This is a genomic window from Paenibacillus sp. FSL H3-0302 (genome assembly GCF_037982245.1).
In the GTDB taxonomy this organism is placed as follows: Bacteria; Bacillota; Bacilli; order Paenibacillales; family Paenibacillaceae; genus Paenibacillus_AQ; species Paenibacillus_AQ odorifer.
Genome location: NZ_CP150284.1, coordinates 1,540,027 through 1,553,475 on the forward strand (window position 1 = coordinate 1,540,027; position 13,449 = coordinate 1,553,475).

Sequence of the window (13,449 nt, forward strand, 5' to 3'; positions counted from 1 at the left end):
TCATATAATATGACACGCAACTCACCTTCCGAAAACCAATTAGTGCATTACACACAAAAAAAGTTCTGATTCTTATATTCCTATACAAACGTATGTTATATAAATTTACGCCAAGGCCACCTCTAAGTATAGTAGAAGTACATTAATGGTTGCAGCCATGATGAGAGATGATTTGGAGGAGGAGAATTATGAAAAAAAGGGGTCAGTTCATAACATCTTGTCTTGCATTAATGGTTCTAATGACGGTGGCTTTGGTGGGGTGTGGCAGCAATAATAATACTTCTACAAATGCAACGGAGGCACCAGCGACAACTACAGCGGCAACAGAGGCAACTGCAACAAAAGAACCGGCTGCAAAGAAACCGACGGTTGCTTTTGTTTATATCGGACCTCCGGGGGATGGCGGCTACACGTACCAACATGATCAAGGACGGCTGTATATGGAGAAGGAGCTGGGGATTAAAGCTGACTTTGTAGAAAATGTCCCTGAAAGTGCTGACGCCGAACGAATCATCACAGAGCTTGCGCAATCACACGACATCGTGTTTACAACGAGCTTCGGATATATGGATTTTACATTAAATGTAGCGGGCAAATTTCCCAACGTGAAGTTCCTGCATGCTTCGGGTTACAAAACCGCAGAGAACATGGGGACCTACTTCGGGAAAAACTATCAGGCCAGCTATCTGAGCGGCATAGCGGCAGGGAAAATGACCAAAAATAATCAGTTGGGTTATGTAGGGGCTTTTCCGATCAGCGAAGTGATTTATAACTTGAATGCTTTTACCCTTGGAGCACAAAGTGTCAATCCTGATGTAAAGGTGAATGTGGTATGGACGAATACATGGTATGACCCGACGACTGAACGTCAAGCGGCAATCAGCTTGCTGGATAAGGGGGCGGATGTGCTTTTGGCCTATCAGGATTCACCTGCAACCCTGCAGGCTGCTGCTGAACGAGGGGCTTTTGCCGGGGGAAATGACTCGGATATGAGTAAATACGCTCCGGACAATTATTTGACGAATCCGGTATGGAATTGGGGGCCGTATTACGTAAAAGCTGTGCAGGCAGTTATGGATGGAACCTGGAAGAGCGAGCAATATTCGGGTGATATGGCTGACGGTATGGTGGAGCTGGCTCCTTTCGGGAACAAGATCCCAGATGATGTGAAAAAGCTTGTCGAAGACGCCAAAGCCAAAATTATCAGTGGTGAGCTTGAGGTTTTCACAGGTCCGATCTCAGATAATCAAGGGAATGTGAAGGTTCAGGAGGGTCAGAAGCTGACCTTGGAGGAAGTGCTGGGCATGAACTGGCTCGTAAAAGGTGTGGAAGGAACTATCCCGCAATAATGTTTAAAAATAGGGAATAAGATGTGCACAATCTATGGGTGGGGCGGGTTCCGTTAAGCGGAAACTTCCCCACCCGTACTACAACTTGAAGGAAGGAGGGGTTCAGGCCATGCGGGGAACTTCAGTTGAAATGCGGGGGATTGTGAAAAAATTCGGCTCGGTAACCGCCAGTGATCAAGTCGACTTTTCGGCAAATGCGGGTGAGATTCATGCGTTGCTTGGGGAGAATGGGGCCGGGAAGAGCACGGTGATGAGCATGCTGTCAGGGGTGTACAGAGCAGATGAAGGAGAAATCTTCATTCATGGGAAAGGTGCTCAGATCCGTTCTCCTAAAGATGCTGCGCAGCTGGGTGTAGGTATGGTGTTTCAGAACTTTAGGCTGGTGCAAAGCCTCACAGCAGCAGAAAATATCGTGCTTGGCGAAAAGTCGTCTTTCTGGCGCGGCCGTAAGTGGATGAAGAACAAACGCGAGGAGATAGAGGCATTAGCGGAACGGTTTGGACTGAATTTCCCGGTGGATCGCCCGATCTGGCAGTTGTCCGTGGGTGAGCAGCAGCGTGTTGAAATCGTTAAGACGCTGTATCGCGGGGCTGACATTATTATTCTGGATGAACCAACCTCTGTATTGACCCCGGGAGAGGTGGAACAGCTATTTGAAACGCTGCGGGTCATGAAGCAGGCAGGAAAAACGGTCATTATGACTACTCATAAAATGAAAGAGGTTATGGCGTCCTCCGATCGGATTTCCGTCATGCGCAAAGGGAAAATGATCGCCACACTGACCACGGCAGATACAGATGAACTGGAGCTGGCTCGTCTGATGGTGGGCAAGGAAGTAACCATCACCCGTCAAGAACGGGAAGCCACTGAAGGGGATTCTTTATTAGAAGTGAAAGATGTGGAGGTATATGCCGATCACGGGCGAAAAGCACTGGATCACTTCTCACTGAACGTATGTAAAGGGGAGATTGTAGGCGTAGCTGGGGTAGCTGGTAACGGGCAAAAGGAACTGGCTGAAGTGTTAACAGGTCTTAGAGGCTGGAAAAGTGGTGAAATCACGTTTGATGGAAAAACGGTGAAATCGGCTTCGGTTAGAGGGGCAATTGATTCAGGAATCTCCCACGTGCCGGAGAACCGGATGAAGAGCGGTTTAGCTGGACGCCTCGGATCGGTGGATAATCTTTTGTTTAAGTCTTACCGCTCAGAGGAGCACTCCAAATTTGGTTTCTTGAAGTCCGCGAAGAACCGTTTGTGGTCACAGGAGCTGGTCCAGCGCTTTAACGTCAAGACACCTGAGCTGGAGACGCCAGTACAACAGTTGTCAGGTGGTAATCAGCAGAAGCTGCTCTTTGCACGTGAAATCAGTCATCGGCCTAAGCTGATGGTCGCCGTTCATCCGACACAAGGGCTGGATGTAGGTGCCACGGCTGGTGTTCACGACCTTCTTATGGAGTTGCGTGGTTCAGGTAGTGGCGTGTTGTTAATTTCGGAGGATTTAGATGAATTGCTTCAGTTGTCCGACCGGATTCTAGTGATCTATAACGGCTCAATTATTGGTGAGAGTACACATGAGGAAGCGAATCGAGAGAGCATCGGACTACTAATGGCTGGTATTCATAATAGAGAGGAGAGCGCCGTATGAGCCCGGAGAATGGAAGAAATACCGCAGCAGCAGTACTGGAACCCCTCTCCTCCCACTCCGGAAAACGATTCTCTCTACGTTTCGAATACGATGCCAGCCGCATCCGTTCTCCTTGGTGGACACCTATTGTATCTATAATTTTAGCGCTATTGTTGTGTGCCCTATTTATTGCGGCGAATGGCATGAATCCGGTGCTGGTCTATGAAAAAATGTTCCGTGGCGCATTTGGCACTGCGTATGGGCTCACGGAAACGATGGTTAAAGCGATCCCGCTACTCCTATGTGGGCTTGGGATTGCTGTGGCTTACCGCATTTCGGTATGGAATATTGGAGCAGAAGGCCAGTTAACCGTTGGGGCTATGGCGGCCACAGCGGTCACGATTTATTTTCCTGACTTACCTTCATTCTGGTCCCTGAGCTTAATGCTGCTGTTCGGGATTGCCGCGGGTGCGCTTTGGGGACTATTGACTGCTATTCCGCGGACGCATTTTGGAGTGAATGAGCTGATCACTTCATTAATGCTGAATTATGTTGCCCTATTGGCGCTCGATTACGTGGTATTCGGACCTTGGAAAGATCCTAAAGGTTTTAATTTCCCGGGATCACCTATGTTTACTGCGGCTCAGTCGCTGCCTGTTCTCGGAAGTACAAGATTGCATATTGGATTGTTATTTGGACTTATCGCCGTTGTGATTTATTACTTAATGATTCGTTTTACCAAGTGGGGTTACGAGCTCCGTCTGATCGGGGCCAATCCTGTTGCAGCCAGATACGCGGGGATTCCTATCAAGCGCCATATTATTATCGTCATGCTGATCAGTGGGGGGCTCGCCGGGATCGCTGGCATGGCGGAGGTCTCCGGTGTTACACACAAGCTGATGCAGGGCATTTCACCGGGTTATGGATACACCGCCATTATTGTGGCTTGGTTGGCCAAATTGAATCCACTCGGTCTAATCGTTACTTCTATTTTATTCGGTGGCTTAATTGTTGGCGGATATAGTGTTCAAACCATCGGGCTGCCCTCATCGATATCAGAAATGCTGCAGGGCTCCATCCTGTTTTTCTTGATTGCTGGCGATATGATCTATCGTTTCCGCATTCGCCGTAGCCGGGTTCAGCTGAAAGGGGGGAGATAGGCGATGGATTTTACAACACAGCTACTTATTGCCGCTATTTCCGCAGGGACCCCGCTGCTGCTGGCTACGCTGGGAGGCATTCTAAATGAACGAGCCGGCATTATACAGCTTGGGGCTGAAGGTCTGATGCTGATGGGAGCGGTCACCACTTGTATCGTGTATATTCGCTCCGGAAACCTGTTGCTGGCTCTGCTGGCTACCGTAGCTGTAACGGCTGTGCTTGGTTTGCTGCATTCTTTTCTCTGTGTGACCTTGCGGGCGAATCAAACGATGTCCGGTCTTGCGATGACCTTGTTCGGCAGTGGGTTGAGCGCTTATCTTGGTAAACCAATCAGCGGCATTCCTTTGCCGGGAACCTCCCCTAAGCTGCATCTGGCTTGGCTGGAAAATGTACCGTTCATCGGAAAAATATTCGGCAACATGGATTACCTAACCTGGTTCAGCCTGCTGCTAGTGCTTGCTCTGCATCTGCTAATTCACCGCACTTCATGGGGCCTGCATTTGCGGGCAGTCGGAGACAGTCCGGCTACCGCAGATGTGATGGGGATCCGTGTGCAGCTTATCCGCTACAGCTATGTGATCACCGGTGCTGCTCTCATCGGCCTGGCCGGAGCGGATATGGTATTGGCCTATGCGCCAACCTGGAATGAAGGGCTGACAGCCGGTCGAGGCTGGATTGCGGTAGGGCTAGTGATTTTTGCCAGATGGAATCCGCTGCGCGCTTTGTTCTGCGCTTACTTTTTTGGGGCATTGGATTCACTTGGCTTCCGCATTCAATTGCTGGGCAGTGCAGTTCCGCCCTATTTTCTCAAAATGATTCCGTACCTTGTGACCATTCTGGTCCTAATGTACCTTGGGTACCGCAATCGCAACAAACCATCCGGTACACCGGAGGCGCTCGGAGTTCCTTATATTCGGGAACAAAGGTTTTAAGGCAGGCTATACGAGAAGGGAAGCGGCAATCTGGTACTCAAAAAGGGAGGCGGAGTGTATGGGAGTTATACGGGAAGAGGATGGAAGGCTACCTGAAGTAATTCAACCCCACAGCCTGCACGAAGCTTGGGAGAGAAAAACGGCGTTTGGAGACAGTTCCCGATATGTCGCAGGAGGAACATTGCTGAGAACAGGGTGGGAAAATGGAACGGATCATATGCCCAAACAGCTGATTGATCTTCGGCAAATCACAAATCTCGGCGACATTACCTTAACGGAATTTCACTTATCTCTGGGCGCTCTTGTTCCACTCTCCCAGTGCCGCAGTAATGAGCATTTGCAGGCCGTGGCTCCTGCGCTGCAAGAGGCTGCACGTTGCATAGCGGCTCCGTCGGTGCGTAATCTTGCCACGCTCGGGGGCAATATCGCTTCTGGCTTCGGAGATATTCTACCTGCGTTACTGGTCTATGACGCGGAGTTAATCTCCTTTGACGGCAAATTTATGACGGCACTACCTTTGATAGAGTGGCTAAACAATCACTGGAGCGGGATAAAACCTGCGGCAGATCTTGTGGCTGAGATTCGCATCTCACCTACTCGCTTAGAGAGTCCGTTAACGGATAGGCTAGAAATTTTCCGTAAGGTTGGCCGCAGGGAAGTGTTCACCCCTTCACTTGTAACAGTAGCAATCTCAGCATCAATCGATGAGGAACTCCGTTTCCGTGAGGTGCGTATCGCCGCAGGTGGGGGCTCTGGGCGGCCGCAGCGACTAAGTAGAGCTGAAGTTATGCTTGAAGGTGTGAGGTATACAGAGGAGCTGTTGGCTTCTTTATATGAAGAGGTTGAGAACAGCTTTGAGACGTATAGTGATCCCTTTGCAACAGAACTTTACAAGAAAAAGACTGCTGGGAATTTGGTTGTATCTGAGCTGTGGAAGGCTATGAATATACGGAGTTAAGAGGTGAATAACCCGACGAAAGGAGAGAGGGAAAATGCTGCTGAATAAGGAATCCAGCGGTAGCCGCTGGCGTACACGACCCGATGGAGAGGGCAAGGTATCCGGTAAGCTGCAGTATTTGACCGACATGAGGGCAGAAGGAATGTTGATCGGCCGCGTGCTCCGCAGTGAGCAGGCACATGCTCGTATTTTGTCCATACGCATTGAGAAGGCCGTTGAAGTCCCTGGTGTACACGCTGTAATTACTCATGAGGATGTGCCCGGACTTAACGGCTTTGGCATAGCTTTGCCGCATCAACCGGTATTTTGCAGTGACCGTGTGCGTTACACTGGCGATGCGATTGCGGCAGTCGCGGCAGAGACGGACGAAATTGCGGAATATGCCTTATCTCTTATCGAAGTGGATTATGAGCTTCTACCCTTACTCGAGAACCCGGAAGAGGCGATGAAAAAGGACGCAATTCTGCTGCATGCCGAGGGAAACGTGCTTCATCATACGGAATATCGAAAAGGGGAGCCGGAAGCGGTATTTACGGATTGCTGTCATGTGGTAGAGGAGACTTATTATACACCACGCCAAATGCACACTTATATGGAGACTGAAGGTGGACTGTTTATCCCAGAGGATAACGGACGGCTTACCGTATATTCAGCTACACAACATGGGTTGATGGATCGCCTGCAGCTATCCAGAATTCTGGCTATTCCTCAAGAAGATATTCGCGTCATCTCGAGTCCTATCGGCGGGTCCTTTGGAGGAAAAGACGAGCTGAATGTACAACCGTATGGAGCGCTGCTCGCCTTGCGGACACTCCGTCCGGTAAGACTGCATAATTCGAGAGCTGAATCGGTACGTGCAGGACTAAAACGCCATCCCATGAAAATCACCATGAAAACTGGCTGCGACCCCGAAGGAATCATCAGGGCACATCAGGTCAGAATTATTTCGGATACGGGAGCTTACGCAACACTGGGGGCGGAGGTGCTCAACTTTGCGACAGAACATGTGATGGGCCCCTATATCATCGATCATGTGGATGTGAAGGGTTTTGCTGTATATACCAATAACGGTGTATCTGGTGAATTTCGCGGTTTTGGCGGCAATCAGGCGATTTTCGCTTTGGAGGGACAAATCGATCGGTTGGCTGAGCGATTGCAGATCGATCCGTGGGAAATGCGCCGCCGCAATTTGCGTAAATATGGAGATCTGGGGCCGCTGGGTCAGGAAATTGCTCAGACCGATGGTGCCTTTCAGGTGTGGGAAGCGCTGGCGGGTTCGCCTCTTATGACTGAGGCCGCATCTACAGACAGTGATTCAGGTGTGGTGGAACCTTGGATCGTAACTGGAACGGGTGCTGCTATAGCTATGCATGGTGCAGGACTTGGCTATGGTATTCCCGATCCGGCGGGTGGCAGGCTCTCTTTGACGCTAGAGGGCAAAATTGAGGCGGTGTTTGGTTACGAGGAGTTTGGTCAGGGGTTAATCGCAACAATGGAACAAATGCTGATTGAACAGTTTGGCTTGGCGGCAGAGGATCTAAGCATCGTTATTGGCGATACGGATGTTGTGCCCGATAGCGGATCTAGTACGGCTTCCCGATCAACCAGCATGATGTGGATGGCCTTAAAACGGCTGCGTCCAGACTTCACCGCTCGAGTGCTGCAGGCAGCTGCGATGATAAAGCCAGAGCTGGATAACTATGAAATGAAGCTCGGCCCTGGCGGTATTTGGCTAAAAGACGGCGGTCTGCTTCTGACTTACAAGGACTTGGCACAGCGTATTTCAGAACCCATTGTCTGTAATACAAAGTTTACTTATCCAACCACACCCTTTAAAAGAGTGGGGGCACATTTCCTATACACCTATTCTGCAATCGCAGTCCGCGTGGAAGTTAATCTGCTTACTGGACGTGTTCGTGTACTGGATCAATATCATGCGGTAGCGGCGGGACCGGTGGCTAATCCGCAAGGTTATCTTGGACAGATCGAAGGTGGCAGCAGTATGGCGGTCGGTTTCACCTTGTCAGAGGATGCTGTGATGTCTGGCGGCAGCTATGTCACCAAAAATTTAGACACCTATTTGGTGCCGACCATTGCCGACATGAATGGCAGCATTCAGGTGCAGCCGATAGAGGATTTGCCGGATCATGACACGTACGGTCCTCGCGGCATTGGAGAGGTGGGTTCCGTCAATTTAGCTCCGGCAGTCGCGTCAGCCATATTTCAGGCTGTAGGGAAACGGGTAACCAAGCTGCCCATTGATCCCGAATGGCTGCAGTCTACACCGTTTATTCCACAAAAGGTGGTGAACATCCATGTCGAGCCATAATTCAGATGCGAATCTAGATGAAGATAACCTTGACCCCTTATCGTCTGAGGAAGCCTTTGCAGAAGAGAGGTTCACCTTTAATTGCAATCTTAATGGTAAAGCGATATCCACGGAGATTCCACCCTCCCGCCGGCTTTTAAAGGTCATACGTGAAGATTTGGAGCTGACCGGCACAAAACGTTCTTGTGAGATTGGCCGCTGCGGGGCATGTATGGTGCTGGTGGATGGACGTCCAGTGAATTCATGTCTGGTCATGGCCTATCAATGCTCAGGTGCGGAAATTACAACGATTGAGGGTCTTAGTGAAGTAGGCCTGCATCCCGTTCAGCGGGCTTTTTTAGAAGAGGGGGGGTTCCAATGCGGTTATTGCACACCAGGGATGGTCATCTCGGTGGTTGCTCTGCTGGAAGAGAACCCGCATCCTACTCAGGCTGAAGTGGAAGAAGCTTTATCGGGTAACATTTGTCGCTGTACGGGGTACGGTGGTATTTTACGAGCTGTTAACAAAGCTATTGGAGGTTGAGTGGATGGTCGTTTCTGAAGGCATGTTTACGTTGGAAGAGATAAATGCCATGAGTATAACGGATTTTGTGAAGCATCTAGGCGGCATTTTTGAACATTCACCGTGGGTAGCAGAGGAGGCTTATAAGCAGATTCCGTTCCATTCTTTAGAGCATTTGCATAGCACCATGATGCAGACCGTACTGAGTGCTGACCGGAGCCGAATGGAGGGACTATTAAAAGCTCACCCGGATTTGGCGACTAGGCTTCAAGTTACGGCTTTATCTGCCTCTGAGCAGCAGGGAGCTGGACTGGATCGGTTAACAACGGAGGAGTTCAATCTATTAAATGATCTGAATCGAAAGTATACGGACAAATTTCATTTCCCTTTTATTCTAGCTGTTCGTGGCAAAAACAAAGATGACATTATCAGCGCCATTGGAGTGCGAGTTGAGCGTTCCCCTCAGGAGGAATGGGTTCAAGCCTTTTCTGAAGTCGGTACAATTACGAGATTTCGCCTAAGTGATTTAATTATTTAATTATTTAATATTCATTCATTCATCATAAACGGGGAGGGTGTCAGCCATGCTGGAACCAATTAACGGACGTACAATGTTTTATGGAAAAAGTGATGTGCTAACTTATCGTACCTATGCTAAACCGCTGGCCGTTACCCCCGTTCCCGAATCTTCCTTCACGGGCTGCGACAACATTATATTCGCACATAATATTACATTCGCAGTCACGGGCGAAGCGTTTCTTCCTTCTTTTTCAGAGGGGGATAATTCCATGGTTGTTGCTACCGATTCTATGAAAAATTTCATCCTGCGCAATACCGCGGACTACACTGGAAGCACAACGGAGGGGCTACTGCAGCTTCTAAGCAGCCGTTTTCTCGATAAATACGATCATGTCACCGCAGTTTCAGTTTCCGCAGACCGGTTACCTTTTGAACAGGTGATGGTGCCCGGGGTTGAGGGGCTTAAACAGAGTCATTTAGTACTGCGTCACTCCAATAATGAATCTTATTCGGCTTCGTTAACTATAAAACGTGGAGAGAATGGGACTGAGGTTATCGCTCATGAATGCCGATTGAAGGATTTACAGCTGATAAAAGTGAGTGGAAGCTCGTTTTATGGATTCGTCCGTGATGAGTATACAACATTGCCGGAGAGCTTTGACCGTCCGCTTTATATTTTTCTGAATATTAACTGGACCTACAGTGATGTTCAGCATGCTCTGGATGGAGATCTAGGCCAATATGTGGCATCGGAGCAGGTTCGCGATATCGCCCATAGCGCTTTCCATGAGCTGAACAGTCCATCAATCCAATCGTTGATTTATCAAATTGGGCTGCGCGTATTGTCCCGTTTTCCACAGCTGGCTACCGTTTCATTTGAGTCCAATAACCGGACTTGGGAAACCATTGTTGAGCCTGAAGAAACTAAAGGTGGAGTCTTCACCGAACCTCGTCCACCCTATGGTTTTCAGGGCTTTTCTGTCAGCCGTGCAGATCTGGCCGGAGAGACAGCGTAATGAGCGGGCGTCTTACCACCCATGTGTTGGATCTGTCGCGGGGGATTCCTGCTACAGGTCTGACGCTTCAGCTCTGGAAGCTTACGGATGGGATGAGCAAGCTTCTGTGTGAAGAAGTCACAAACAGTGACGGGAGGCTGGATGCTCCGCTGCTGGAGGGAAACGAAATGGAGTCTGGATGTTACGAGCTGCTGTTTATGGTTGGCGATTACTACCGTAGAGCGGATGCCAAAGCGTCAGCAGACACTCAACGTGAGATGCCTTTTTTTCTAGAACAGATACCTATTCGCTTTCATATAGAGAGCTCCATGCAACACTACCATGTACCTTTGCTAGTAGCACCTGGTGGATATAGTACGTATCGGGGAAGTTAAGAGAAAGTTGACGACCGGAGGAGGTGGCAGCTCATGAAGGAATCCTATGAACTTGTGATTAAGAACGGGAATGTAGTGCTGCCCGATCAGGTACTCAAGCTGGATATTGCAGTATCAGAGGGTAAGATTGTCGCACTTGGAGAGGAACTTTCGCTTGCGCCGCTAACCAAAGTCATCGACGCAGAGGGGTTCTATGTGCTCCCCGGTATGATTGATATGCATGTCCACTTTAATGAACCAACATTTGGACATTGGGAAGGCTTTCGCAGCGGTTCTGCGGCGTTGGCAGCTGGCGGCTGCACAACCTATGCAGATATGCCGCTTAACGGTAATCCACCTACTGTGAACGAGGCTGGGCTTCGTCAAAAGGTAGATGCTGCGGCTGGAAACTCTGCCGTTGATTATGTGCTGTGGGGTGGGCTCGTTCCCGGCAATCTGGATGATTTAGAAGTTTTGGCAGCCGCTGGCGTCACTGGGTTTAAAGCCTTTCTCTCCAATCCTGGAGGGGAGGGCGAAGGCAGATTCCGTGAAGTGGATGAGGATACACTCTATCAAGGGATGCAGCGAATCGCTTCTCTGGGCGGGATTCTGGCGCTGCATGCAGAAAGTGAGGCTATCACGGCGGTGTTGACCGCAGATGCAGTGCGAAATGGCAGAACCAGCGCAAGTGATTTTGCGGCTTGCCGCCCTGCTGAAGCAGAGCTGGAGGCAGTGTCCAGGGCGCTGCTGTACGGTGAACGTACGGGCTGCCGGTTGCATTTTGTTCATATCAGCACGGCCGCCGCCATTGAGAAAATCTATGAAGCTAAGCTTCGAGGTCTGGACGTTTCGGCCGAAACCTGTCCACATTATCTGGTCCTCACTGAAAATGATATGAAGGCTTTAGGCCCTGTGGCGAAGTGTGCGCCTCCGCTGCGAAGTGCGGTGGAGCAGGAGAAGTTATGGGAGATGCTGGCCCAAGGCAAAATCGATCTGATTGCTTCGGATCATTCCCCCTGTCCAACGGAATTGAAGGTGAAGCCGGACTTGTCTTTTTTTGCAGCTTGGGGTGGGATCTCGGGTGCGCAGAGCAGTCTGGAGCTTATGTTCCATGAAGGCGTGAATGTGCGGGGTTTGGATGTTACATTAATTTCCAGTCTGCTTGCAGGGCAACCCGCAAAACGTTTTGGAATAGAGCATCGCAAAGGCGCTATAGCTCTAGGTCTAGATGCCGATTTAGTTCTGCTGAATCCAAATACAACCTATACGCTGACTGCGGAGGATTTATTGTATCGCCACAAGCACAGCCCCTACATCGGAAGAACTTTATCCTGCAAAGTAGTTGCTACGATCTGTCGCGGGAATGTGATCTATACCTCTGAAGAAGGAGTGATCAGTGAGGGAGGTGGACAGTGGCTGCGAATTAGGAAGGAACAGTACAGCCTATGAATGATTCCAGAGTTCAAGCGTCGACTCAGAAACTGCTGGAGCTGCTGGAGGAGCTGGCGGCATTCAGCACACCTGGGCCAGGAGTTACTAGACTGCTATATACGGAGGAATGGAGCCGGGCGCAGATTTTTTTGCAGGAAAAAATGGCTGGGCTCGGCTTAGAAGTTTCCATAGACAAGGTTGGCAATGTATATGGACGATTGAGTGGATGCAATCCGCAGCAAAAGGTTATTTTAACCGGATCGCATATCGATACTGTAGTCAATGGCGGAAAATATGATGGTGCCTATGGGATCGCTGCGGCTATGATTGCGCTTCAAGATTTGCAGAGGAACTTTGGCCAGCCGCAGCGGACGCTTGAGGTCGTATCTTTTTGTGAAGAAGAAGGGAGTCGATTTCCGCTTGCTTATTGGGGTTCGGGCCATGTCACGGAAAGGTATGACGGAAGCGAGGCCGAGACCTATATGGATGCAGAGGGCGTGACGTTAAAAGCAGCAATGGCACAATCCAGCTTTTTGCAAGGTGTAACAGATGAGAATGGAGTCAGAAATGATATTGGTGCTTTTGTAGAACTGCACATCGAGCAGGGGATTATTCTGGAGAAGACGGACACTCAGATAGGCGTAGTTCAGGGGATTGTTGGCCAGAGACGATATGTGGTCAAGGTCAGTGGTACTGCTAATCATGCGGGCACGACACCGATGTTGATGCGGCAGGATGCACTGGCTAGTGCGGTTGAAATGCTGTACGTGCTTGAAAGTGCTGCTAAAACTACTGGTGAACCTCTTGTAGCAACCTCGGGTAAGCTTGAGGTGTATCCGAATACGCCAAATGTGATCCCGGGTGAGGTTCTTTTTACACTAGATATCCGCCATAGTGAAGAGGACGAACTGGAACGTTTCTGTGAGAAGCTTCTTGCGGAATGTAATGAAATTGCTGTTAAACGTGGGGTGACTCTTGAGGTTACATCCGTGCTCAATACAGTCCCTGCGCCTATGGATATGAAGCTATCTGCAATGCTGGAAAATATCTGCCGCCAACAGGGGAAGACGTACCGCATGATGGTAAGTGGAGCGGGACATGACGCCCAGCTGTTTGCGCCGCGTTGCCCTACTGCGATGATATTTGTGCCAAGCCGAGCTGGCATCAGCCATTCTCCGGAAGAGTATACTTCCCCTGAGCAGCTCGTTGCTGGGCTTGAGGTTCTGACTGCGATGTTATATGAGTTAGCTTATTAAAAAGAGTTCGCCGAACTTTTAA

General features: G+C 49.7%; 12 protein-coding genes. All 12 read left to right on the forward strand.

Features of this window, described 5'->3' with window-relative positions; genetic code table 11:
* Positions 1–188 precede the first annotated feature (188 nt).
* The gene (locus MHH50_RS06865) at positions 189–1,349 is read left to right on the forward strand and encodes a BMP family ABC transporter substrate-binding protein (protein ID WP_076185402.1); all 1,161 of its coding nucleotides are present in this window, start codon (positions 189–191) and stop codon (positions 1,347–1,349) included.
* Positions 1,350–1,458: 109 nt separating this feature from the next.
* Positions 1,459–2,991, forward strand: a complete 1,533-nt coding sequence (locus MHH50_RS06870; protein WP_340034117.1) for an ABC transporter ATP-binding protein — start codon at positions 1,459–1,461, stop codon at positions 2,989–2,991.
* Positions 2,988–4,130, forward strand: a complete 1,143-nt coding sequence (locus MHH50_RS06875) for an ABC transporter permease (protein WP_076306736.1) — start codon at positions 2,988–2,990, stop codon at positions 4,128–4,130. The genes MHH50_RS06870 and MHH50_RS06875 overlap by 4 nt, the downstream gene beginning before the upstream one ends.
* A 3-nt stretch (positions 4,131–4,133) precedes the next feature.
* Positions 4,134–5,063, forward strand: coding sequence for an ABC transporter permease (locus MHH50_RS06880; protein WP_042185778.1), 930 nt, complete (start codon positions 4,134–4,136; stop codon positions 5,061–5,063).
* A 58-nt stretch (positions 5,064–5,121) separates the two neighbouring features.
* A complete protein-coding gene (locus MHH50_RS06885; RefSeq protein WP_076125444.1) occupies positions 5,122–6,021 on the forward strand; it encodes an FAD binding domain-containing protein in 900 nt (299 codons plus the stop codon).
* Positions 6,022–6,055: 34 nt separating this feature from the next.
* A complete protein-coding gene (gene pucD / locus MHH50_RS06890; RefSeq protein WP_340034118.1) occupies positions 6,056–8,350 on the forward strand; it encodes a xanthine dehydrogenase subunit D in 2,295 nt (764 codons plus the stop codon).
* A complete protein-coding gene (locus MHH50_RS06895; RefSeq protein WP_081386353.1) occupies positions 8,337–8,873 on the forward strand; it encodes a (2Fe-2S)-binding protein in 537 nt (178 codons plus the stop codon). Before pucD ends, MHH50_RS06895 begins: the two co-directional genes overlap by 14 nt.
* A 4-nt stretch (positions 8,874–8,877) precedes the next feature.
* Entirely contained in the window at positions 8,878–9,390 is a 513-nt protein-coding gene (gene uraD, locus MHH50_RS06900) for a 2-oxo-4-hydroxy-4-carboxy-5-ureidoimidazoline decarboxylase (protein ID WP_081386352.1), read from the forward strand.
* Positions 9,391–9,436: 46 nt separating this feature from the next.
* Complete coding sequence (gene pucL / locus MHH50_RS06905) at positions 9,437–10,387, forward strand: factor-independent urate hydroxylase (RefSeq protein WP_076125438.1); 951 nt, start codon at positions 9,437–9,439, stop codon at positions 10,385–10,387.
* Entirely contained in the window at positions 10,387–10,761 is a 375-nt protein-coding gene (uraH, locus tag MHH50_RS06910) for a hydroxyisourate hydrolase (RefSeq protein WP_076125436.1), read from the forward strand. The genes pucL and uraH overlap by 1 nt, the downstream gene beginning before the upstream one ends.
* 33 nt (positions 10,762–10,794) lie before the next feature.
* Positions 10,795–12,189, forward strand: a complete 1,395-nt coding sequence (locus MHH50_RS06915) for an allantoinase (protein WP_076125434.1) — start codon at positions 10,795–10,797, stop codon at positions 12,187–12,189.
* Positions 12,186–13,427, forward strand: a complete 1,242-nt coding sequence (gene allC / locus MHH50_RS06920; RefSeq protein WP_076306734.1) for an allantoate deiminase — start codon at positions 12,186–12,188, stop codon at positions 13,425–13,427. The genes MHH50_RS06915 and allC overlap by 4 nt, the downstream gene beginning before the upstream one ends.
* Positions 13,428–13,449: the final 22 nt, after the last annotated feature.

What these genes read in the sequence shown, in the direction of transcription:
- pucD (WP_340034118.1), top strand. Translation starts at nt 6,056, where the DNA reads ATGCTGCTGAATAAGGAATCCAGCGGTAGCCGCTGGCGTACACGACCC.
- MHH50_RS06880 (WP_042185778.1), top strand. Translation starts at nt 4,134, where the DNA reads ATGGATTTTACAACACAGCTACTTATTGCCGCTATTTCCGCAGGGACC.
- allC (WP_076306734.1), top strand. Translation starts at nt 12,186, where the DNA reads ATGAATGATTCCAGAGTTCAAGCGTCGACTCAGAAACTGCTGGAGCTG.
- MHH50_RS06915 (WP_076125434.1), top strand. Translation starts at nt 10,795, where the DNA reads ATGAAGGAATCCTATGAACTTGTGATTAAGAACGGGAATGTAGTGCTG.
- MHH50_RS06870 (WP_340034117.1), top strand. Translation starts at nt 1,459, where the DNA reads ATGCGGGGAACTTCAGTTGAAATGCGGGGGATTGTGAAAAAATTCGGC.
- MHH50_RS06895 (WP_081386353.1), top strand. Translation starts at nt 8,337, where the DNA reads ATGTCGAGCCATAATTCAGATGCGAATCTAGATGAAGATAACCTTGAC.
- MHH50_RS06875 (WP_076306736.1), top strand. Translation starts at nt 2,988, where the DNA reads ATGAGCCCGGAGAATGGAAGAAATACCGCAGCAGCAGTACTGGAACCC.
- pucL (WP_076125438.1), top strand. Translation starts at nt 9,437, where the DNA reads ATGCTGGAACCAATTAACGGACGTACAATGTTTTATGGAAAAAGTGAT.
- MHH50_RS06885 (WP_076125444.1), top strand. Translation starts at nt 5,122, where the DNA reads ATGGGAGTTATACGGGAAGAGGATGGAAGGCTACCTGAAGTAATTCAA.
- uraH (WP_076125436.1), top strand. Translation starts at nt 10,387, where the DNA reads ATGAGCGGGCGTCTTACCACCCATGTGTTGGATCTGTCGCGGGGGATT.
- uraD (WP_081386352.1), top strand. Translation starts at nt 8,878, where the DNA reads ATGGTCGTTTCTGAAGGCATGTTTACGTTGGAAGAGATAAATGCCATG.
- MHH50_RS06865 (WP_076185402.1), top strand. Translation starts at nt 189, where the DNA reads ATGAAAAAAAGGGGTCAGTTCATAACATCTTGTCTTGCATTAATGGTT.